This is a genomic window from Urbifossiella limnaea, from assembly GCF_007747215.1.
GTDB lineage: Bacteria > Planctomycetota > Planctomycetia > Gemmatales > Gemmataceae > Urbifossiella > Urbifossiella limnaea.
Genome location: NZ_CP036273.1, coordinates 1,698,749 through 1,716,534, shown reverse-complemented (window position 1 = coordinate 1,716,534; position 17,786 = coordinate 1,698,749). Strand labels below are relative to the sequence as shown.

Here is a 17,786-nt window from a genome sequence, read left to right as displayed (position 1 = left end):
CGCCGCCCCGGCCCCGCTCCGTTCCCCGGACCCCGCCGCATGAACGCCAAGCTCCTCGTGCCGTCCGCCCTCCGCCCGGCGGCCCGTCGCGTGGCCCGTGCCTTCCGCCCCGTCCGCCACGTCGCCCCGCTGTGTGGTCCCGACCTGCGGGCGCGCGTCGAGGTCGTTCGGGCCTGCCCCGTGGGCGAGGCCGGCCGGCCGTTCGACGTGACGCTCCGTGTCACGAACCACAGTCCCCTCCCGGTTGGGCCGGAGGGAACGCACCCGGTCGGCGTCCTTGCGCGCTGGAGCTGCGCCACCGGCGCCGCCTGCGACCCGTGCGACGGGTTCGCCCCCCTGCCCCGCGCCGTGTACCCCGGCGAGTCGGTCACCGCCGTGTTCCGCGCCCCGGCCCCCGGCTACCTCGGCGACTACGTGGCGACGTTCGCCCTCGGCCAGCGCGGCGGCCCGAGCTTCGAGGCGGTCGGCCCGGCGGCCCGCTTCGACGTGAACGTCACCCACCCGTTCGACGCGGGGTTCAACTACCTGGACATCTATTCGAAGGCCGACCTGGGCCGCGACCACTGGAGCGCCTCGGGCCCGCCGTCGGCCGCGGAGTTCGAGCGCCTCAAGCCGATCAAGCTCGACCTGCTGAAGAAGCTCGGTCTGACGCCCGACGGCCGCCTGCTCGACGTGGGCTGCGGCACCGGCTTGCTGGCCGCGGCCGCGGAAGCTTACCTCTCCGACCGCGGGGGGTACTTCGGCACGGACCTGGCGCCGGAGGCGGTCGAATTCTGCCGCCGCACGTACCGCCGGCCGAACTTCCGCTTCGCGGTCAACGGCATGACGACGGTCCCGGCACCGGACGCGGCGTTCGACGCGGTGGCGTTCTACAGCGTGTTCACGCACACCTACCCGGACGAGACGGCACTGCTGCTTGCGGAGGCGGCGCGGGCGCTGGCCCCCGGCGGCGTCGTCTTTGCGGACGTGTTCACGTCGCCGCTGGTGAGCCGGTCGGCGGGGAGTCGGTACGCGGTGGAGGTGAACCGCGACCACCTGCTGCGTCTGGCGGCGCTGGCGGGCCTGTCGGCGGAGGTGGTGCAGGCGCTGCCGTGGGTCGGGCCGGCGACGCGCGAGTTCTTCGCCTTCCGGCGGAAGTGAGCGGAAGAGTTTAGACAGGATGACAGGATGAACGGGATACCGAACCGAAGCCACCGTCTTGGTTCGGTATCCCGTTCATCCTGTCATCCTGTCTAAACTCTTCGCCCCGTCCCCGCTGGCGGGGCGCATCCGCGTCTGATACGCTACTCCCACCGCCCAGCCGGCCCCCTCTCCTCTCCCGGAGCCCGCCCGTGACCCGCGCGCTGTTCGCCGCCCTCCTGTCGGCCGTGGCGTTCGTTGCCGCCGGCTCCGCCCAGGACGCCAAGACCGGCTTCATCACCAAGGACTTCACCGACCCCGACGGGACGAAGATTCCCTACGTCGTGTTCGTGCCTCACGGCTACGACGGCACGAAGGAGTACCCCGTCATCCTGTTCCTGCACGGCGCCGGCGAGACGAAGGGCCGCGGCGGCGTGCCCGCGAAGGTCGGCATCGGCACCGCCATCAAGAAGCAGGAGAAGGAGTTCGGGTTCATCACCGTCATCCCGCAGTCGCAGAAGGGCGGCTGGCAGGCCGCGAGCGCCGAGGGGAAGCGTGCCCTCGCCATCCTCGACGAGGTGACCAAGAGCTACAAGACGGACACGAAGCGGGTGTACCTCACCGGCCTGAGCATGGGCGGGTTCGGTACCTGGAGTATCGCCGCGGCGCACCCCGACCGGTGGGCCGCCATCGCCCCGATCTGCGGCGGCGGGAACGCCAAGGACGCCCCGAAGATCAAGGACATCCCCACGTGGGTGTTCCACGGCGACCAGGACAAGGCCGTGAAGGTCGAGCTGTCGCGGACGATGGTGGACGCCCTGAAGAAGGCCGGCGGCAACCCCAAGTACAGCGAGTACGCCGGCGTCGACCACAACAGCTGGGACCGCGCCTACGCCGAGAAGGAATTCTTCCCCTGGTTGGCGGCGCAGAAGAAGAAGTGAGTTGGTGATTCAGCCCACCCGGAGTTTCAGGTGGGCTTCGTTCGTTACACCCCTCGCCCACCCTGGAGGCGTCTCATGTCGAAGTCGTCGCGACGGTCCTTCCTGGCGTCCTCGGCCGCGGCCGGGGCGGCCATGAGTTTCACGGCCAAGAGCTACGCCCAGGTGCCCGGGGCCAACGCCCGCGTCGGCGTCGGCTTCCTCGGCGTCGGCGGTCGCTGCCAGCAGCACATCGACGTGATCCTGAAGATGCGCGAGCTGAACAAGCCCGTCGCCCCGGTCGCCGTGTGCGACGTGTGGGACGGGCAGGTCGTGGCGAACCTGATCCGCGGCCGCGGCCTGTACCCGTCGGCCGAGCGGTGCGGCCTGAACCGCGACGACCGCAACCACGTCTCCAAGGACTACCGCAAAATCCTGGAGCAGAAGGACGTGGACGTGGTGTGCATCGCCACCCCCGACCACTGGCACGCCCGCATGGCCATTGACGCCATGCAGGCGGGCAAGGACGTGTACATGGAGAAGCCGATGACCCGCACGATCGCCGAGGCGATCGCCGTGGTCGACGCCGCCCAGAAGCTCAACCGCGTCGTCACCGTCGGCGTGCAGTCGATGGCCGACCCGACGTGGCTCGCGGCCAACGAGTACGTGAAGGCCGGCAACATCGGCCACGTCCTCCAGGGGCAGACGAGCTACTTCCGCAACAGCAGCGTCGGCCAGTGGCGGTACTACCCGCTGACCCGCGAGATGAGCCCGACCACGGTGGACTGGAACATGTGGCTCGGCCACGCCTTCAAGGGCGTGGACGACCAGCCGCTCGGCCCGACCCCGGCGCAGATGCCGTTCGACCGGGCCGTGTGGGCGCAGTGGCGGTGCTACTGGCCGTTCGGCGGCGGCATGTTCACCGACCTGTTCGTCCACCAGACGACGCACCTGATCGCCGCGATGGGGCTGAAGTTCCCCGGGCGGGTGACCGGCGGCGGCGGCCTGTACATGGAGTACGACGGCCGCGACGTGCCGGACGTGGCGACGGTGGTGGCCGACTACGAGGAGGGCTGCCAGGTCATCATCTCGGCGACGATGCTGAACGACGTGCAGCTGGGCGAGACGATCCGCGGCCACCTGGGCACGATCAAGTTCAGCCCGACCGGCCGGGCCGATTACCTGAAGGGGTTCGAGGTGTACGGCCAGTACCCGGCCGGCGGCCCGAGCAAGCCGAAGGACGCGGACAGCAAGCCGATCCACGAGTACGTGAACCCGAAGTTCGCCAGCCCGAAGAACGGCGTCGAGGACTCGGCGACGTACGCCCTGTGGGACAACTTCCTGGAGTGCGTGGCGGCGAAGCGGCGGATGACGCTGAGCACCCCGGAGCTCGGCGCCGCGGCGTTCAGCACGGTGAACATGGGCGCCAACAGCTACCGCAACGGCAAGGTGTACTTCTGGGACAAGGACGGCCGCGCCCCGAAGGAGGCCGACAGCAGCTGGGCGACGAAGCTGGAGGCCCGCAGCAAGAAGCGCGACACGCCGAGCCAGGTGCAGGGCTGGACGGGCGGCGACCGCGGCAGCAAGCTGGTGCCGCCGGCGTACCAGCGGCTCGAAGGCCCGTGGGTGAACGGCGCCGACCCGGCGCCGGCCGGGAACTGACCTCGTTCCAGGCGTCGTCGGTGGGACGGAGTTGATTGATTCCAGGAGAGAGGGACACCCCGTCCCAAGAAGCATTGACTCAACTGGAAGAAACAGTGTGAGAGCGACGCCGCCGGGTCGGTTCCGGCGGTAGTCGCTGCCCAGCAGGGAGTTGTGGCCGACGGCGTGAATGTGGTCAGTATCGGGACCGACGCCCACCCGCCACTGCGGGTGGGCGTCGCCTGTTGTGAGCCGCCGGAAGGGTGGCAGAGTGGTCGATTGCACCGGTCTTGAAAACCGGCAACGTGGCAACACGTTCGAGGGTTCGAATCCCTCCCCTTCCGCTCGAAAACCAAGCAACACAAGCCTTTCCGCCGAATTCGCCCCACGAGGCAGAAGGTACGGGAGTACACCAGAAAGGAACCGTTGGCGGGCGGCCGGTCGGCTGGGAACTCGCACCCGGCGGGGTCCGGGTGACGCCCCCCCCCAGCCGACCCAAAGAGCGGCGCGATCACGTACCTGATCGCCGTGGTCGAGATGTGGTGCCGTTCAGTGGAGTCCGACGGTTGTGGGCCTACCCCGGCATGACCGCCGTTGCGGCGGAGGCCATCGGGCTCGCAGCTGCCTATCCAGGAGACTTGTCGCCGGGTGGAGCGATCGACGAGTGACGCGGAAAACACCGAGGCCGAGCCCACCTCGGCGTGAGCCCGGCCTCGCGAGTATCAGGGCCTGGCGCCCCCGAAAGTCGGTCAGTCCCGCGCGGGGTCCTTCGCCTTGGGTTCCTCACCGCGGCCGAGTTGGACCTGGCCGGGGAGCTTGTCGGCGATCTTCTTCAGCCCGTCGAGACGGGTCGACAGGTCGGCCGGCCGGCCGTTCGCCTTGTTGCAGTCCCCCTGGAGCTGCTTCGCCGCCGTCAACAGCTCGGTGTAGACCGGCTGGTGGGAGCCGACGGGGCGGTTGTTCGCCGACTGCCCTTCGATCTCGGTCACGATGGTCTGGAGCTGGTCGGCCGGCTCGCGCGAGCGGCGGGCCCGCTGGATGGCGTCGACGGCGATCTGCTTGACGTCCTGGGCGTACAGGTCAGGGTCCTTCGAGTTGTCGGTGTACGGCTTCTCGGACGACCCGCACCCCGGCGCGAGGGCGGCGGCGACGAGGCCGAGGGAGAGGACAAGGTAGCGGGGCATACGGGTCGGGCCCTGGGGGTGGAGAGAGTGGGGGGACGGCGGGGGCGGGCGCCCGCCCCCCCGGGGGGGCGTCAGTAGGCGTTGGAGCCGAGCACCGTGCCGTCGGACTGGGCGAGCAACTGGCGCCAAGTCGGCAGGTCGATGGAGTTGCGGATGAACCGGGTCGAGCCGTCGCCGAGGGTCACCTGCACGCCGCCGGTGTGCTTGCTGCGGGCGGTCTGGTAGGCCCGGCTGCCGCCGGCCGCGCAGCGCAGATCCCGGTCGGTGTTGCTCGCCGAGCAGAACCCGGGCTGGTCCCGGTTGTTGTTGTCAAGGGCGTTGGCGTTGGGGGTCAGGAGCAGTCGCGGGCTGTTGTACGACGGCGCCCCGCCGCTGATGTAGGCTCCCGGGGGGTAGGCCCACGCCCCGCGGACGTCGCCGGCCTGGTCGCCGGCGAGCAACTCGGAGAGCAGGGCGGTGTTCGACGTGCCGTCGGTGATGTCGGCGAACCGGGCCCCGTAGCCGATGTTGTCCTGGGTGTAGGGCGTGGGGGCTGGGGCCGACGGGTCGCCCATGCTGAACGGCCCGCGCTCGTTGGTCAGGTTGTAGTCGGTCGTGGAGAAGGCGTTGCCGGCCCCGCAGTTGACCGCGTAGTTGCCGCGGGCGAACGACACCCCGCTGCAGTTAAAGGCCGGCTTGCTGCTGCCGTCGCTGGGGCACTGGAACACGGAGATGGTCACCCCGACCACGGCCGCGTTGACCCCGTCCCGCGACCGCTGCAGGGCGTAGTTGTACCCCTTGTACAGCGGGTCCTGCTCGATGTAGGGGAGGATGGCGATCCCCCACGACGGCCCCCAGCTCGTGCTGTCGGACGATGCATTGTTGTTGCCGTCCCGGTTATGGGCCCCGGCCGAGGGGAGCCGGTTCCGGGTGTCGTGGTAGGCGTGCATGCCGATGCCGAATTGCTTGAGGTTGTTAGCGCACTTGATCCGGGCGGCGGCCTCGCGGACCTTCTGCACGGCGGGCAGGAGGAGCCCGATCAGAATGGCGATGATGGCGATCACGACGAGTAGTTCGATCAGCGTGAACGCCGACCGGCGTGGGAGAGAGCGGGGCATGGCAACTCCGGAGAAGCGGGAGAAGGCAGGCGGGGTCAGGGCGAAGGCCATGTGGCACGGGTCGCAAACCCGCCACAGACGGCCTTCATGAACCGACAACACAAACTTCATCACTCGTTCATATTCCGCCCAAATTTTTCATCATGCGAGGGGGCGTGACAAGAGCAAGAATCAAAAATGAGCCCGTTCTCATAAAACATGGTCCAAAAGGGCGTGGGTGAGGTTGCTGAAGCAGACCTGACCCCGCCGGCATCCACTACGTGAAGGACGGACTGTTCGCCAACTTCCACAATCAGCGGCACTCGTACATCTCGAGGAGGTCGCGGGCCTGTTCGAGGCCGGGTGCAAATCGGCCGCGAACAGGGACGTGGGCGACGCGGACGAGCCTGGAATCCCGGCAAACGCGCGACCGGCCGGCGGTCTCGAACACCGGCAACGTCGCAAGACGTTCGAGGGTTCGAATCCCTCCCCTTCCGCGTCCGATCCCCACACGAGCCCCCGGTAAGCTGGGGGCTCGCTGCGTTTCACCCGCACATCTCAACGCCGAGCGGCCACCCCTGCCCGCGCGACCGGCATAATCTGCCCGAACGGCAGCGCGGATACACGCCACCGGACAGGATTCGTTCAACCGGTCACTCCAGGCGCCCTACAGTGGGGTGCGACCCGAACCCGGGCCGCTCGAACGCGAGAGCTTGGTGTCCCCGCTCACCCGTGTCGCCGCCGTCGGGCTCGTCCTCGCCGCGGCGGGCTGCGCGACGCGGCACCGGGCGTGCGCCCCGCCCGAACTCACCCGCGAGAGCGGCCTCGTGCAACCCGGCCCGGCCGACGAGTCGGCCGTGGTCGAGACGGAACTCCTCCGCTCGCTCGTGGACCGCACCCGGGCCGCAAACTCCGCCCCCGACCCGGCCGCGAAGCCGGGGAAGTTCCTCGCCCTGTCCGGCGGCGGGATGTACGGAGCCTACTCGGTCGGCGTCCTCAAGGGGTGGACCGACACCGGCACCCGGCCGACGTTCGACGTGGTCACCGGCGTCAGCACGGGCGCCCTCGTCGCCAGCTACGCCTTCCTCGGCACCGCCTACGACGAGCCGATGACCCGGCTCTACACCACGGTCTCCGACAAGGACATCTACCGCCGCCGGCCGCGCGTCGCGGTGCTGTTCTCGGACTCGGCCGCGTCGTCCGAGCCGCTGAAAAAGCTGATCGCGGCGCAGGTGGACGACGCCCTCCTCGCGGAGGTGGCGCGGGCCCACGCGGCCGGGCGGCGGTTGTACGTCGGCACCACGAACCTCGACGCCCGCCGGCTCGTGGTCTGGGACATGGGGGCGATCGCGTCGAGCGGCCGGCCGGACGCGGCGGACCTCTACCGCACCGTCCTGCTGGCGTCAGCGTCGGTCCCGGGCTTCTTCCCGCCGGTGCCGGTCGAGGTGGAAGTGAACGGCCGGCGGTTCACCGAACTCCACGTGGACGGCGGGGCGACGACCGGCGTGTTCCTCCGCGCGAGCACCCTCCACCTAGACCGCGAGGCGCTGCGGGCCGGCCGGCAACCGCTCGCCGGGTCGGACGCGTACGTCGTTATCGCCGGGAAGCTCTACGCCGACCCGGCGTGTACCGACCAGCGAGCCGTCCGGATCGCCGCGGGCTCGCTGGAGTCGGTGGTCGCGTCGCAGACGCGGGGCGAGTTGTACCGCATCTATTCGCTCTGCCTCCTCGGCGGGATGCGGTACCACCTGGCGGCGGTCCCTGAGAACTTCGACGCCGGGGGCGACGCGATGAGCTTCGACCCGGCGGCGATGCGCCGGCTGTACGCCGCCGGGTACGAGGCGGCCGCCGGCGGCCGGGCCTGGCGCGACACGCCGCCGGGAGCCGAGCCGCACGAGCAGACGCGGCCGCGCACCGGCACCCAGTTCCTCGCCCCCGGCGCCCGCTAGCCCGCGCCGCGGAGGCCGAGCGCCCGGGTCAGCACCAGCACCGCCACCGCGACGCCGATCATCAGCACCGACACGGCCAGCGCCGCCTCCAGGTTGCCGACGCTCAGCTCCAGGTACACCGTCGTCGCCAGCACCTCCGTCCGCCCGCGCGTCGCCCCGGCGAACACCAGCACCGGCCCGAACTCGCCGAGCGACCGCGCCCACGCCAGCGTCCCCGCCGCCAGCACGCCGCGCCGCGCCTCCGGCAGTGTGACGAGCCAGAACGCCCGGCCGCGCGAGCAGCCGAGCGTCATCGCCACGTCCTCGGTTCGGGGCGAGAGTTGCTCGAACGTCACCCGCATGGTCCGCGCCGCGAACGCCGCCGCGACGACGAACTGCGCCAACACCACCGCAGGCACCGCGTAGGTGACCGTGAGGTGTCGCTGGACCGCGAGGCCCGGCGGCGTCTGGAACAAGATGAGGAGGCTGAGCCCGACGACGAGCGGCGGCAGGGCGATCGGCACGTCCACCAGCAGATCGACGGCGGCCTTCCCCGGGAAGCGCGTCCGCGCCAGCAGGTAGCCGAGCGGCACGCCGACCCACACCGCCAGCACCGCCGACGCGGAGCAACTGATGAGCGTGAGCCACACCGCGGCGCGGATGTCGGGCGACGCCAGCGCGCGGCCGACGTGCGCCGGCGACGTGTACGCCAGGTCGGCGACGAGCATGGCGACGACGAGGCCGACGTACAGCCCGCCGAGGAGCCCGAGCGCGGCGTAGAACGGCACCGCCGAGGCGCGGCCGGTGGTCATGGCGTGAACCCCGCTGTGCGGAACGTCTTCAGCCCGCGCTCCGGGTCGGCGAGGTAGCGGGCGAAGCCCAGCGCCGCGTCGCGGTCGGCCGACTGCGTCAGCACCGCCACCTCGACGCGGCCCACGACGCCGGCCAGTTCCGGCGGCGTCAGCACGGCCTGCCCGGGGTAGTTCACGGCGACCGCGTCCCACACCACGGCCGCGTCCGCGGCCCCGACCTTCGCCGCGTTCGCCGCCTCGGTCACGGTGCCGGTGTCGGCCACGCGCGGCTTCAGCGTCTCCCACCGGCCGGCGGCGGTCAGGTGGTCGCGGGTGAGCTTGCCGACGGCCGCGGCGCGGTTCGGCACCGCCACCCGCGCGCCGTCGCGCTGGAGGTCGGCCCAACCGGCGAGCCCCTTCGGGTTACCCGGCGCCAGCAGCACGACCGCGCGCATGGTGGCGAGCGGGAAGCCGTCCGCAACAAGCCCGCGGTCGCGAGCCGTGCGGACGTACGAGTCGTCGGCGGGGAGGAACACGTCGGCGGGGTCCGACGGGTTGACCAGGCCAGCCCGCGTGAGGATGTCCTCGGACGCGCCGAACCGCAGCGCGACGTGGCGGCCGTGTGCGGCCTCGTAGTCGCGGGCGGCGACCTCGAGCGGCACCCGCACCGCCGCCGCGGCGTATACGACAAGGGGCCGCGCCCCGCCGGCGTCGCGGCCGCGCCACCCCAGCGCTGCGGCGAGGAGCCCGAGCAGCACGAGTGATCCGACGGCGGCGGCGGTGGTGCGCGACATCCCGGACAGCATACGGGCCGGTTCCGGTTGACGCGCCGGGGCGCGACGGTAGCATCCCGCCATGCCCGCGCCCGCCGTCTGGTTCAACAAGTACCTCGCCAACACCGGCGAAGTCGTCGCCCGCCTCCGCCGCGACCGCCGGCCGGGCGAGTTCCGCGTCCTCGTCACCCACCCGAGCCCGCGCTACCGCGGTCGCTGCCACGCCGATCACTTCGAACTCGAGCCCGACGGCCTCGCGGCCGACCGGTACGTCGATTACTGCCTGGGGTTCGCGGAACGGCACGGCGTGGCGCTGTTCTTCCCGGGGCGGAACGTGTTGCCCGTGGTGGCGGCGCGCGACCGGTTCGCGGCGGTCGGCACGCGCGTGTGCGCGGCCGGCGACGCGGCGACGATCCGGCTGGTGAACCACAAGGCGAAGCTGGCCGCGGCCGTGGCCGACGTGCCGGGTGTGCGGCTGCCGACGTGCGAGGTGGTGACCGACCGCACCGCCTTCGACGCCGCCGTGGAGCGCCTCCGCGGCCGGCACACGCGGGTGTGCTACAAGCCGGCCACGGGCGTGTACGGCATCGGCTTCCACGTCCTCGACGACTTCAACCACCCGAACGGGATTGCACTGGCAGACGCCCGCACCCGCCTCGGAGCCGGCCGCTTCGCCGACCTGCTGGTGATGGAGTATCTGCCCGGCCCGGAGCGGAGCGTGGACGCGCTCGCCGAGAACGGCGAGTTGGTCGGCGCCGTCGTCCGCCGCAAGGGGCACGGGTGGCAGCTGATCGAGGACAACCCGCGGCTGGTCGAGGTGGTGCGGCGGCTGGCGGCGCGGCTGCGGCTGACGGGGCTGTTCAACACCCAGTTCCGCGACGCGGCCGGCGAGCCGCACCTGCTGGAGATCAACCCGCGGATGTCCGGCGGCCTGCCGATGACGTTCCGCAGCGGGCTGAACCTGCCGCTGTGGGCGGTCCGGCTCGCGCTCGGCACCGGGACCGCCGCCGATTTGCCGGCCCCGCGCACCGGCGTTCGCGTGCCCCAACCCGTGCCGGCGCGCTCGACATGACGCACACCGTGCGGCTGCCGTGCGGAACCCTCCGCCTCGACGTCGAAGCGGCGACACTGCCGCTCGACCGCCTGTGCGGTTTCGGCTGCCGGCGCAGCCGCAAGCGCGGGTTCGTGTTCGTCAGCCGGGTGCTCGGCAAGCACGTCCCGGTCCGCCCGCGCGTGATGGCCGAGACGCACGCCCGGCTCGCCGAATCGCTGCTCGACCTGCCGGGCCCCGTGGCCGTCGTCGCGCTCGCGGAGACGGCGACCGGCCTCGGCCAGGGCGTGTTCGAGGAACTACTCCGCCGCACCGGCCGTATGGACGCCGTGTTCCTCCACACCACGCGGTACCGCCTCAGCCGGCCGCTGGCCTTCGGCTTCGAGGAGCCGCACAGCCACGCCCCGGACCACCTCCTGTACGAGCCCGCTGAGCCTGGCTGCGCAGACCTGTTCCGCCGCGCCGTGTCGCTCGTGCTGGTGGACGACGAGATCAGCACCGGCCGCACGCTGCTGAACCTCGCCGCCGCGTACCGCCGCCTCAATCCGCGGCTGGCGGGCGTTCACCTCGTGTGCCTCACCGACTGGCTCGGCCCGCGCCGCGCCGGACTCGCCGCCGAACTCGGCGTTCCCGTTCCCGTCCACAGCCTGCTGCGCGGCGGCTACACGTTCGAGCCCGACCCCGCGTTCGACCCGGAGCCGGCGCCCGACGTGACCGGCCGCGGCGAACTCCTCGACGCGGTTTTGCCCACGAATCACGGCCGCCTCGGCGTCCGCGGCCCACTCGCCTACGACCTCGACGCCATGATCGCGGCCGCGGGCGTGACGCCCGGCGAGCGTGTGCTCGTGCTCGGCAGTGGCGAGTTCGCGCACCCGCCGTTCCGCCTCGCGCGCCGGCTCGACGAGCGCGGCTGGGACGTGGCCTTTCAGTCCACGACGCGCTCGCCACTCGTCGGCGGCGGCGAGCTCGGCGGCGTCCTCACGTTCGCCGACAATACCGACCCCGCCGTGCCGAACTTCCTTTACAACGTCGCCGGCCGCCGCTACGACCGAGTGCTGATCGGCTACGAGACGAGCCGGCTGCCGGTGGCTCACCGCCTGCACGAGATGCTGGGCGCGACGGCCGTGTACTTCTGAGGAGCCCGGGTGCGCGTCGTCGTGTTCCTCGACCTGGACGGGACCGTGTTCCAGACGCGGCCGAAGTGCCCGCCCGGCGAGCCGGTGCGGCCGGCGGCCCGCGCCCGCGACGGCTCGCCGCTGTCGTTCATCACCGACCGCCAGCGTGCCGTGTTCGACCTGCTGAACCGCGGGACCGTGATCCCAACGACGGCCCGCAGCCTGGACGCCTTCCGCCGCGTGGACCTGCCGTTCGCACACGCCGCCGTCCTCGACTTCGGCGGCGTCGTCCTCGCGCCCGGCGGCACCCTCGACGAAGCGTGGGACGCGGTGATCCGCCCACAGCTGCGCGACACCGCCGCGGACCTGGAATCGGCACGGAGCGCGGCCGAGGCGGCGTCGGCCCGGCTCGGCCTCGGCCTCACGGCGCGCGTGATCCGCGACTTCGACCTGCCGCTGTACCTGGTGGTAAAGCACCCCGGGGGCGACGCGACGCGGCTGGCCCCCGTTCGTGACGAACTGCGGGCTGCTGCGGACGGGCGGTTCGAACTCCACCTCAACGACAACAACCTGTCACTGGTGCCGGCGTGCCTGGGGAAGGAGCGGGCGGTCCGGCACGTCCTGGATACGTACTTTGCCGACGAGCCGGTGGCGACGATCGGCGTCGGCGACGGGTTCAGCGACGCGGCGTTCCTGACCGCGTGCGACTTCGCCGCGGTGCCGCGGGTCGGTCAACTCGCGGACCGGCTGAGGGGCGAGGCATGACGCCAGAGCCTCGGGAACTTGCGTCTGTTGCTTCGCCCTCGCACCCGTTCAGCGGCAGCTACGACCCCGCCGACGTGACGTTCCTCCTCAAGCCGGTCCGGCTGGCGCCGACGCCGGTGGCCGAGAAGGAGCGGCTCATCCAGTCCGGCGCCCGCCACTACAGCGAGATGATTTCGGCCGAGAAGCTGCCGTCGGCCGCGTACCTGGAAGTGTTCCGCCGCGCGCTCGCCCGCAACAAGGCCCGCTTCGCCGCCGACGTGCTCACCCTCGCCGCGCGCCTCGCCGAGCGGCCCGGCGGTGTCACTCTGGTGTCACTGGCCCGCGCCGGCACGCCCGTCGGCGTGCTCCTGGCCCGCGCCCTCCACGCGCCGCACTACTCCGTCAGCATCATCCGCGACCGCGGCATCGACGAGGTGGCACTTCGCTTCATCCTGGAACGGCACCCCGCCGCGTCCGTCGTGTTCGTCGACGGCTGGACCGGCAAGGGCGTGATCGCCCGCGAGTTGGCGAAAGCTGTGGCGGCGTTCAACGCCCGCACCGGCGCCGGGCTCGACGGCGGGCTGTGGGCCGTCGCCGACCTGTGCGGGGCGGCCGCCGTCGCCGCCACCGCCGACGACTACCTCATCCCGTCGGCCGTGCTCGGGGCCACCGTGTCGGGGCTCGTCAGCCGGTCGATCCTGAACGCCGACGTGGTCGGCCCCGGCGACTTCCACGGCTGCCTGTTCCTCCGCGAGTTCGCCCCGCACGACCTGTCCCGGGCGTTCGTCGACGAGGTGTTCGCCGCGATGACCACGCCCACGCCGCCGGCGCCGATCGACGCCGCGGGGCTGCGGCAGCGGAGCGCCGCGTTCCTGGCGGCGGTGCGGGATCGCACTGGCGTCCGGGACGAGAACCACGTAAAACCCGGGATCGGCGAGGCCACGCGGGTGCTGCTGCGCCGCGTCCCGGACCGCGTTCTCGTCCGCGACCAGGCCTCGCCCGACGTGGAACACCTGCTCGTGCTGGCCCGCGAGAAGGGCGTGCCGGTCGAAGTCGACGCCGGCCTGCCGTACGCCGCCGCGGCCCTCATCAAGGAGCTCGACGGATGACCATCCCGCTGGCGCTCGGGGCGTCGCTGTACGTCCCGGCCACCCGCCCGGACCTGGCCGCCGTCGCCGGCGGGCGGAAGTACCCGGCCGTGCGGTCGGTCGTCGTCTGCACCGAGGACGCCGTTCACGCGCACGACCTGCCCGCGGCCCTGAACGGCGTCGCCGCGCTGCTCGACCGCGCGGAGCCGTTCGGGCCGCTTTGCTTCGTCCGCCCGCGCGACCCGGCCGTGCTCCGGGCTGTGCTCGCCATGCCCGGGGCACGCCGCCTCGCCGGGTTCGTCCTGCCGAAACTCACGCGCCGCAACCTGCCCGACTACTTCGCCGCGTTCGCCGCCGACGACGCGTACCGGGTCATGCCTACGCTCGAGACCGAGGACGTGTTCGACGCCACGGAGGTGCGCCGGTTGCGAGACGTGCTGCTGACCGACCCGCATCGCCGCCGGCTGCTCACGATCCGCGTCGGCGGGAACGACCTGCTGCAACTCCTCGGCCTGCGGCGGCCGCGGCGCGGGACGATCTACGAGACGCCGATCGGCCCGGTGATCGCGCAGCTGGCCGCCGCATTCCGGCCGCACGGGGTGAACCTGACCGGCCCCGTGTTCGAGTACCTGGACGACCCGCGCGGCCTGGCCCGCGAGGTGCGTAGGGATCTCGCCTGCGGCCTGTTCGGAAAGACGGCCGTGCATCCGGCACAGGTGCCGGTCATCGAAGCCGAGTACCGCGTGAGCGCGCGGGAGTTGCGGGACGCGGAGGCGGTGCTGGACCCGGCGGCGCCGGCGGTGTTCCGGCGGGCCGGGGCGATGTGCGAGCCGGCGACGCACCGCCGGTGGGCCGAGGTGGTGCGGGAGCGGGCGCGGGTGTACGGCGTCCGCGGCCGGCGGCCGGTGCCGTCACTCCGTGCGGATCACGCGCCGTAGGTCGATCGTCTCGCCGCGGGTGAGGACCGCCCGCACCACGTCCGCCCCCGACCCGATCCGCCCGCACGGCACCACGTCGCCGACTGCCTCCGGTACCGTACCCGGGAACAGCACGAACTCGCCAACCGCCCCCCCGCGCACGAGAGCGATCGTTCCTTCCGCCGGCCGCGCGGTGCTAGCCGGCACCGTCGGCAGCTTCAGCCGCTCGGCCGCACCGCGCGTCAGCCACCCGGCCGCGGCCGTGCCACGAACGACGCCGGCGGCGCCGCGCAGGCGGCCGCTGTGGTAGCCGCCGTCCTCGGCGACCGCCAGGAAGAGCCGCGCCGCCTCCGGGGCGGCCTTCGCGTCCACTACCAGCTCGAAGTCGCCGGCCGCGGTCTGCACCGTCACCTTCGCGGCGTCGCCGACGGGTACCTTGCGCCACTCGAAGCGGGGCAGCTTGGCGCGGTCGTAGCCCGGCAGGTGGGCGCGTTCCTCGGGCGGGCGGGCGGCGGGGCGGCGGTAGCGCCACGGACCGTCGCCGAACACCTCGCGGCACAGCCCGGCGAGCCCCGCGTCGTACTCCTTCAACCCGGCGCGGGTGCGCACGTCGTTGTGGAGCGCGTCCGGCGGGGCGTTGTCGTCGAACCAGCACTGCACGCCCTCCGCCCAGTACTCGCCGGCGTTCGTCGCCGCGTACGTGTTCTTCCACAGGCCGCGGTCGCGGGCCGCCTGATACGCCGCCCGTAGCCGGCGGTCGAACGTCGGGTCCGTCGTGGAGAGGCCGGTGCCGTGGATCGCGTGGGCGAACTCGTGGACGAAGATGTTCTCGGCCGGGTACGGGTCGCCCTGGTGGCCGAGGAGGTTCTCCTCGCCGCAGCTGACGACCGGGTTCGACCGCGTGGCCCCGAGGCCGCGGGCGCGGCGGTCCCAGTACAGCTTCGGCTTCATGTTCGCGTGCTCGGGCAGGTCGGTCGTGTACTCGGTCGCCGCCATGACCGCGACGCGGACGCGGTTCGCCCGCATGGCCTTGAGCACGTCGGGACGGTCGCCGAGCATCTTGCCGACGACCCACGCGGCTTCCGCGAGGGCGTGGTCGCTGACCTTTGCGGAGCCGACGACGGGGAGGCCGCCGGCGTCGGCGTGGCGCTGGTAGAACGGCGCGAGCTTCAGTTCGGCGCGGAGCGCGTCCGGCACCGGTTCCGCGCCGCGGGCGGCCGGGCCGAGCACCAGTAGTGCGACGACGAGGACGCGGCGGAGGGGGCGTGTGGCGTGGGGCGGCATGAGGGGTGTGATATTGGTTCCGGGAATGACGACCGTCGCGTGTCATCGGGCGGCGTCGTGGGCTTGAGGATTTCTTCACGTTTCGGCCCGATTTGGCCGATGAGTACTCTGTATTTTCGGCACGACCGGTATCCCGCTACCCGGCCGCGCCCGCAGGGGAACGCATGAACCGCTTTTCTCTCACGCTCGCGGGAGCGGCCCTCCTCCTGGTTGCGCCCCGACTGACGGCGAAGCAGCCCAGCCTCCCCGACCTACCGGTTCCGGCGCCGACCGCCGTGGACCGCCTCAACGACGTGGTCAACCCCGGTCCTCTCGACGAGAAGGCCGTCCGGGGGATCGTGGACGCCGCGCTGAAGGAGCGCGACGCCAAGCAAAAGCAAGCCGACGACGCCAAGAAGAGGGCCGCGGCGGAGAAGGGCCACGAGGTCGGCAGCGAGCTGAACCTGCGTGCGTACTGGGACAACGGGCTGTGGTTCGCCACCCCCGACAACGACTGGAAGTTCCACTTCGGCGGGCGGTTCCAGTTCCAGAGCGTGTTCTTCGCCCAGCCGTTCGGCCTCCGCGGCCCCCCACCGGGCAACGGCGGCGTGCCCCAGCAGGGCGCGGGCGGCGGGGTCGGCCCGCTCGACGACGGCATGTTCTTCCGCCGCGTCCGGCTGCGGTCCGACGGCGTAGCATACGAGACGTTTGAGTACGTGCTGGAGGTGAACTTCGAGCAGCTAAACTTCGTCGTATTCGACCACATGTGGGTCGGGTCGCGAGACGACTACTGGGGCGCCCTGCGGGTCGGCCAGCACAAGATCCCGCAGGGGTTGGAAATGATGGGGAGCGACTACCACCTCACGTTCATCGAGCGGTCGCCGCTGTCCGACTCGCTGTACAACCTGTTCGGCCCGGGCGTGTTCTACATGAACAACTTCCAGGAGCAAAACGTGGCGTTCCAGGCGATGTTCCACCGCGTCCAGCCGGTGCAGTTCGGGACCGACGACTTCGGCAACGGGAACTACGCCGGCACGTTCCGCCTGACGGGCACGCCGATCTACGAGGGCGACGGGGCGGGCGTTCTCCACCTCGGCGGGTCGTACCAGTACCGGAGCGGCGACCTCGGCCGGTCGATCCTCCCCGGCGGCACCGGGAGCACGTTCGGCGACACCCAGAACGTGACGCGGTTCCGCGCCCGGCCGAACCTCCGCGACGGCACCGGCATCGGCGCCACCAATTTCCTCGGGTCGAACACGAACCGGTTCGTGGACACCGGGTTCCTGCTGACCGACGGGGTGAGCACGCTGGGGCCGGAGTTCCTGGCGATCGCCGGGCCGTTCTCGGTGCAGGCCGAGGCCGGGTTCAGCTACGTGAGCAACGCCCGCTCGCTGTACGGCGGCAACGGCCTGGCGCCGGGGCAGAACGTGGGGACCCCGATGTTCTGGGGCGGGTACGTGGAGGCCAGCTACATCCTGACCGGCGAGCACCGCGGGTACGACCGCCGCAACGGCATGTACGACCGGATCAAGGTGCGGGAGAACGCCTTCCTCGTGAAGGGCGAAGACGGCCGGCACCACTGGGGCACCGGGGCGTGGCAGGTGGGCTACCGGTACTCGTACCTCGACCTGAACGCGAACGGCATCACCGGCGGCGAGCTGGCCCAGCACGAGGCTGCCGTGAACTGGTATCTGAACGACAACACCAAGATGCAGTTCGTCTACCTCAACGCCGACCGCATCGTGCCGGCCCCGAACAACGGGGGCCGGGTGCACGGGTTCTCGATGTTCGCCCAGTACTACTTCTGACCCCGGAGTACCGCCATGCGATGGATCGCGACACTGGCCGCGCTGATGGCGGCCGTGGGCCTCTCGGGCGCGCAACCGCCGCCCGACCACGCCGCGCAGGCGGTCGGCGTCAAGGTGTGCATTTACGAGCCGCAGAAGACGACGAAGACGGCGTACACCAGCGTGTGCAAGGAGTACTGCGCCGCGGACTACTCGCCGCTGGCGATTCTGAAGCGCTGCTGCGGGCTGAGCGGCTGCGACGGCCCGTGCCCGCCGCTGCCGCTGGTGAAGACGGTGCTGGTGAAGAAGGCCGTGCCCGGCCCGGACAAGATGGCCTGCGTGCTGAAGGAGTTGCCGGCGGTGATCGCCCCTCCGGCGAACTGACAGAAACG

The 17,786-nt window shown here is 71.7% G+C and carries 16 protein-coding genes and 2 tRNA genes; 13 read left to right on the top strand and 5 right to left on the bottom strand.

Translation table 11 applies throughout. The annotated features are described in order from the left end of the window. Positions 1-39: 39 nt before the first annotated feature. The 4 genes from ETAA1_RS06855 to ETAA1_RS06840 all read left to right on the top strand — a co-directional run bounded on the left by ETAA1_RS06855 (position 40) and on the right by ETAA1_RS06840 (position 4,021). Positions 40-1,140 carry a class I SAM-dependent methyltransferase gene (locus ETAA1_RS06855; protein WP_145235487.1) on the top strand — a complete coding sequence of 367 codons (1,101 nt, stop codon included), beginning with the start codon at positions 40-42 and terminating at the stop codon, positions 1,138-1,140. 191 nt (positions 1,141-1,331) lie between these two features. Next, the gene (locus tag ETAA1_RS06850; RefSeq protein ID WP_145235485.1) at positions 1,332-2,060 is read left to right on the top strand and encodes a carboxylesterase family protein; all 729 of its coding nucleotides are present in this window, start codon (positions 1,332-1,334) and stop codon (positions 2,058-2,060) included. Positions 2,061-2,135: 75 nt separating this feature from the next. Then, positions 2,136-3,698 carry a Gfo/Idh/MocA family protein gene (locus tag ETAA1_RS06845; RefSeq protein WP_145235483.1) on the top strand — a complete coding sequence of 521 codons (1,563 nt, stop codon included), beginning with the start codon at positions 2,136-2,138 and terminating at the stop codon, positions 3,696-3,698. Positions 3,699-3,934: 236 nt separating this feature from the next. After that, a tRNA-Ser gene (locus ETAA1_RS06840) sits at positions 3,935-4,021 on the top strand. 405 nt (positions 4,022-4,426) lie between these two features. On the opposite strand, the gene ETAA1_RS06835 is transcribed toward ETAA1_RS06840, so the two are convergent. Both ETAA1_RS06835 and ETAA1_RS06830 read right to left on the bottom strand, forming a co-directional pair. Next, positions 4,427-4,861 carry a hypothetical protein gene (locus ETAA1_RS06835; RefSeq protein WP_145235482.1) on the bottom strand — a complete coding sequence of 145 codons (435 nt, stop codon included), beginning with the start codon at positions 4,859-4,861 and terminating at the stop codon, positions 4,427-4,429. 71 nt (positions 4,862-4,932) lie between these two features. Further along, positions 4,933-5,958, bottom strand: coding sequence for a DUF1559 domain-containing protein (locus ETAA1_RS06830; RefSeq protein ID WP_202920711.1), 1,026 nt, complete (start codon positions 5,956-5,958; stop codon positions 4,933-4,935). 376 nt (positions 5,959-6,334) lie between these two features. Here ETAA1_RS06830 and ETAA1_RS31595 point away from each other — a divergent pair. Both ETAA1_RS31595 and ETAA1_RS06825 read left to right on the top strand, forming a co-directional pair. After that, positions 6,335-6,436, top strand: a tRNA-Ser gene (locus ETAA1_RS31595). 217 nt (positions 6,437-6,653) lie between these two features. Further along, the gene (locus ETAA1_RS06825) at positions 6,654-7,886 is read left to right on the top strand and encodes a patatin-like phospholipase family protein (RefSeq protein ID WP_145235478.1); all 1,233 of its coding nucleotides are present in this window, start codon (positions 6,654-6,656) and stop codon (positions 7,884-7,886) included. Here ETAA1_RS06825 and ETAA1_RS06820 read toward each other — a convergent pair. Beyond that, a complete protein-coding gene (locus tag ETAA1_RS06820; protein ID WP_145235476.1) occupies positions 7,883-8,677 on the bottom strand; it encodes an ABC transporter permease in 795 nt (264 codons plus the stop codon). The genes ETAA1_RS06825 and ETAA1_RS06820 overlap by 4 nt on opposite strands. After that, the gene (modA, locus tag ETAA1_RS06815; protein ID WP_202920710.1) at positions 8,674-9,462 is read right to left on the bottom strand and encodes a molybdate ABC transporter substrate-binding protein; all 789 of its coding nucleotides are present in this window, start codon (positions 9,460-9,462) and stop codon (positions 8,674-8,676) included. The genes ETAA1_RS06820 and modA overlap by 4 nt, the downstream gene beginning before the upstream one ends. A gap of 49 nt (positions 9,463-9,511) precedes the next feature. On the opposite strand from modA, the gene ETAA1_RS06810 reads away from it, so the two are divergent. From ETAA1_RS06810 to ETAA1_RS06790, 5 genes are read left to right on the top strand one after another with little or no spacing between them, the layout of a single operon-like run. Beyond that, the gene (locus ETAA1_RS06810; RefSeq protein ID WP_145235473.1) at positions 9,512-10,501 is read left to right on the top strand and encodes an ATP-grasp domain-containing protein; all 990 of its coding nucleotides are present in this window, start codon (positions 9,512-9,514) and stop codon (positions 10,499-10,501) included. Then, on the top strand, positions 10,498-11,616 hold the full coding sequence (locus tag ETAA1_RS06805) for a phosphoribosyltransferase domain-containing protein (protein WP_145235471.1): 1,119 nt from the start codon (positions 10,498-10,500) through the stop codon (positions 11,614-11,616). The genes ETAA1_RS06810 and ETAA1_RS06805 overlap by 4 nt, the downstream gene beginning before the upstream one ends. Positions 11,617-11,625: 9 nt before the next feature. Continuing rightward, on the top strand, positions 11,626-12,360 hold the full coding sequence (locus tag ETAA1_RS06800) for an HAD family hydrolase (protein WP_145235469.1): 735 nt from the start codon (positions 11,626-11,628) through the stop codon (positions 12,358-12,360). Continuing rightward, entirely contained in the window at positions 12,357-13,448 is a 1,092-nt protein-coding gene (locus ETAA1_RS06795; RefSeq protein WP_145235467.1) for a cysteine protease StiP family protein, read from the top strand. Before ETAA1_RS06800 ends, ETAA1_RS06795 begins: the two co-directional genes overlap by 4 nt. Beyond that, the gene (locus tag ETAA1_RS06790; protein WP_145235465.1) at positions 13,445-14,365 is read left to right on the top strand and encodes an HpcH/HpaI aldolase/citrate lyase family protein; all 921 of its coding nucleotides are present in this window, start codon (positions 13,445-13,447) and stop codon (positions 14,363-14,365) included. The genes ETAA1_RS06795 and ETAA1_RS06790 overlap by 4 nt, the downstream gene beginning before the upstream one ends. Here the strand turns inward: ETAA1_RS06790 and ETAA1_RS06785 are convergent. After that, entirely contained in the window at positions 14,339-15,628 is a 1,290-nt protein-coding gene (locus ETAA1_RS06785; protein ID WP_145235463.1) for a hypothetical protein, read from the bottom strand. The genes ETAA1_RS06790 and ETAA1_RS06785 overlap by 27 nt on opposite strands. Positions 15,629-15,792: 164 nt before the next feature. On the opposite strand from ETAA1_RS06785, the gene ETAA1_RS06780 reads away from it, so the two are divergent. Both ETAA1_RS06780 and ETAA1_RS06775 read left to right on the top strand, forming a co-directional pair. Continuing rightward, on the top strand, positions 15,793-17,415 hold the full coding sequence (locus tag ETAA1_RS06780; protein ID WP_145235461.1) for an OprO/OprP family phosphate-selective porin: 1,623 nt from the start codon (positions 15,793-15,795) through the stop codon (positions 17,413-17,415). Positions 17,416-17,430: 15 nt separating this feature from the next. Then, positions 17,431-17,778, top strand: coding sequence for a hypothetical protein (locus tag ETAA1_RS06775; RefSeq protein ID WP_145235459.1), 348 nt, complete (start codon positions 17,431-17,433; stop codon positions 17,776-17,778). The last annotated feature ends 8 nt before the right edge of the window (positions 17,779-17,786 follow it).

Bases quoted from the DNA above. Each gene is read 5' to 3' on its own strand.
- ETAA1_RS06855 (WP_145235487.1), top strand. From the start codon at position 40: ATGAACGCCAAGCTCCTCGTGCCGTCCGCCCTCCGCCCGGCGGCCCGT.
- ETAA1_RS06845 (WP_145235483.1), top strand. From the start codon at position 2,136: ATGTCGAAGTCGTCGCGACGGTCCTTCCTGGCGTCCTCGGCCGCGGCC.
- ETAA1_RS06835 (WP_145235482.1), bottom strand. From the start codon at position 4,861: ATGCCCCGCTACCTTGTCCTCTCCCTCGGCCTCGTCGCCGCCGCCCTC.
- ETAA1_RS06830 (WP_202920711.1), bottom strand. From the start codon at position 5,958: ATGCCCCGCTCTCTCCCACGCCGGTCGGCGTTCACGCTGATCGAACTA.
- ETAA1_RS06820 (WP_145235476.1), bottom strand. From the start codon at position 8,677: ATGACCACCGGCCGCGCCTCGGCGGTGCCGTTCTACGCCGCGCTCGGG.
- modA (WP_202920710.1), bottom strand. From the start codon at position 9,462: ATGCTGTCCGGGATGTCGCGCACCACCGCCGCCGCCGTCGGATCACTC.
- ETAA1_RS06810 (WP_145235473.1), top strand. From the start codon at position 9,512: ATGCCCGCGCCCGCCGTCTGGTTCAACAAGTACCTCGCCAACACCGGC.
- ETAA1_RS06805 (WP_145235471.1), top strand. From the start codon at position 10,498: ATGACGCACACCGTGCGGCTGCCGTGCGGAACCCTCCGCCTCGACGTC.
- ETAA1_RS06795 (WP_145235467.1), top strand. From the start codon at position 12,357: ATGACGCCAGAGCCTCGGGAACTTGCGTCTGTTGCTTCGCCCTCGCAC.
- ETAA1_RS06790 (WP_145235465.1), top strand. From the start codon at position 13,445: ATGACCATCCCGCTGGCGCTCGGGGCGTCGCTGTACGTCCCGGCCACC.
- ETAA1_RS06785 (WP_145235463.1), bottom strand. From the start codon at position 15,628: ATGCCGCCCCACGCCACACGCCCCCTCCGCCGCGTCCTCGTCGTCGCA.
- ETAA1_RS06780 (WP_145235461.1), top strand. From the start codon at position 15,793: ATGAACCGCTTTTCTCTCACGCTCGCGGGAGCGGCCCTCCTCCTGGTT.
- ETAA1_RS06775 (WP_145235459.1), top strand. From the start codon at position 17,431: ATGCGATGGATCGCGACACTGGCCGCGCTGATGGCGGCCGTGGGCCTC.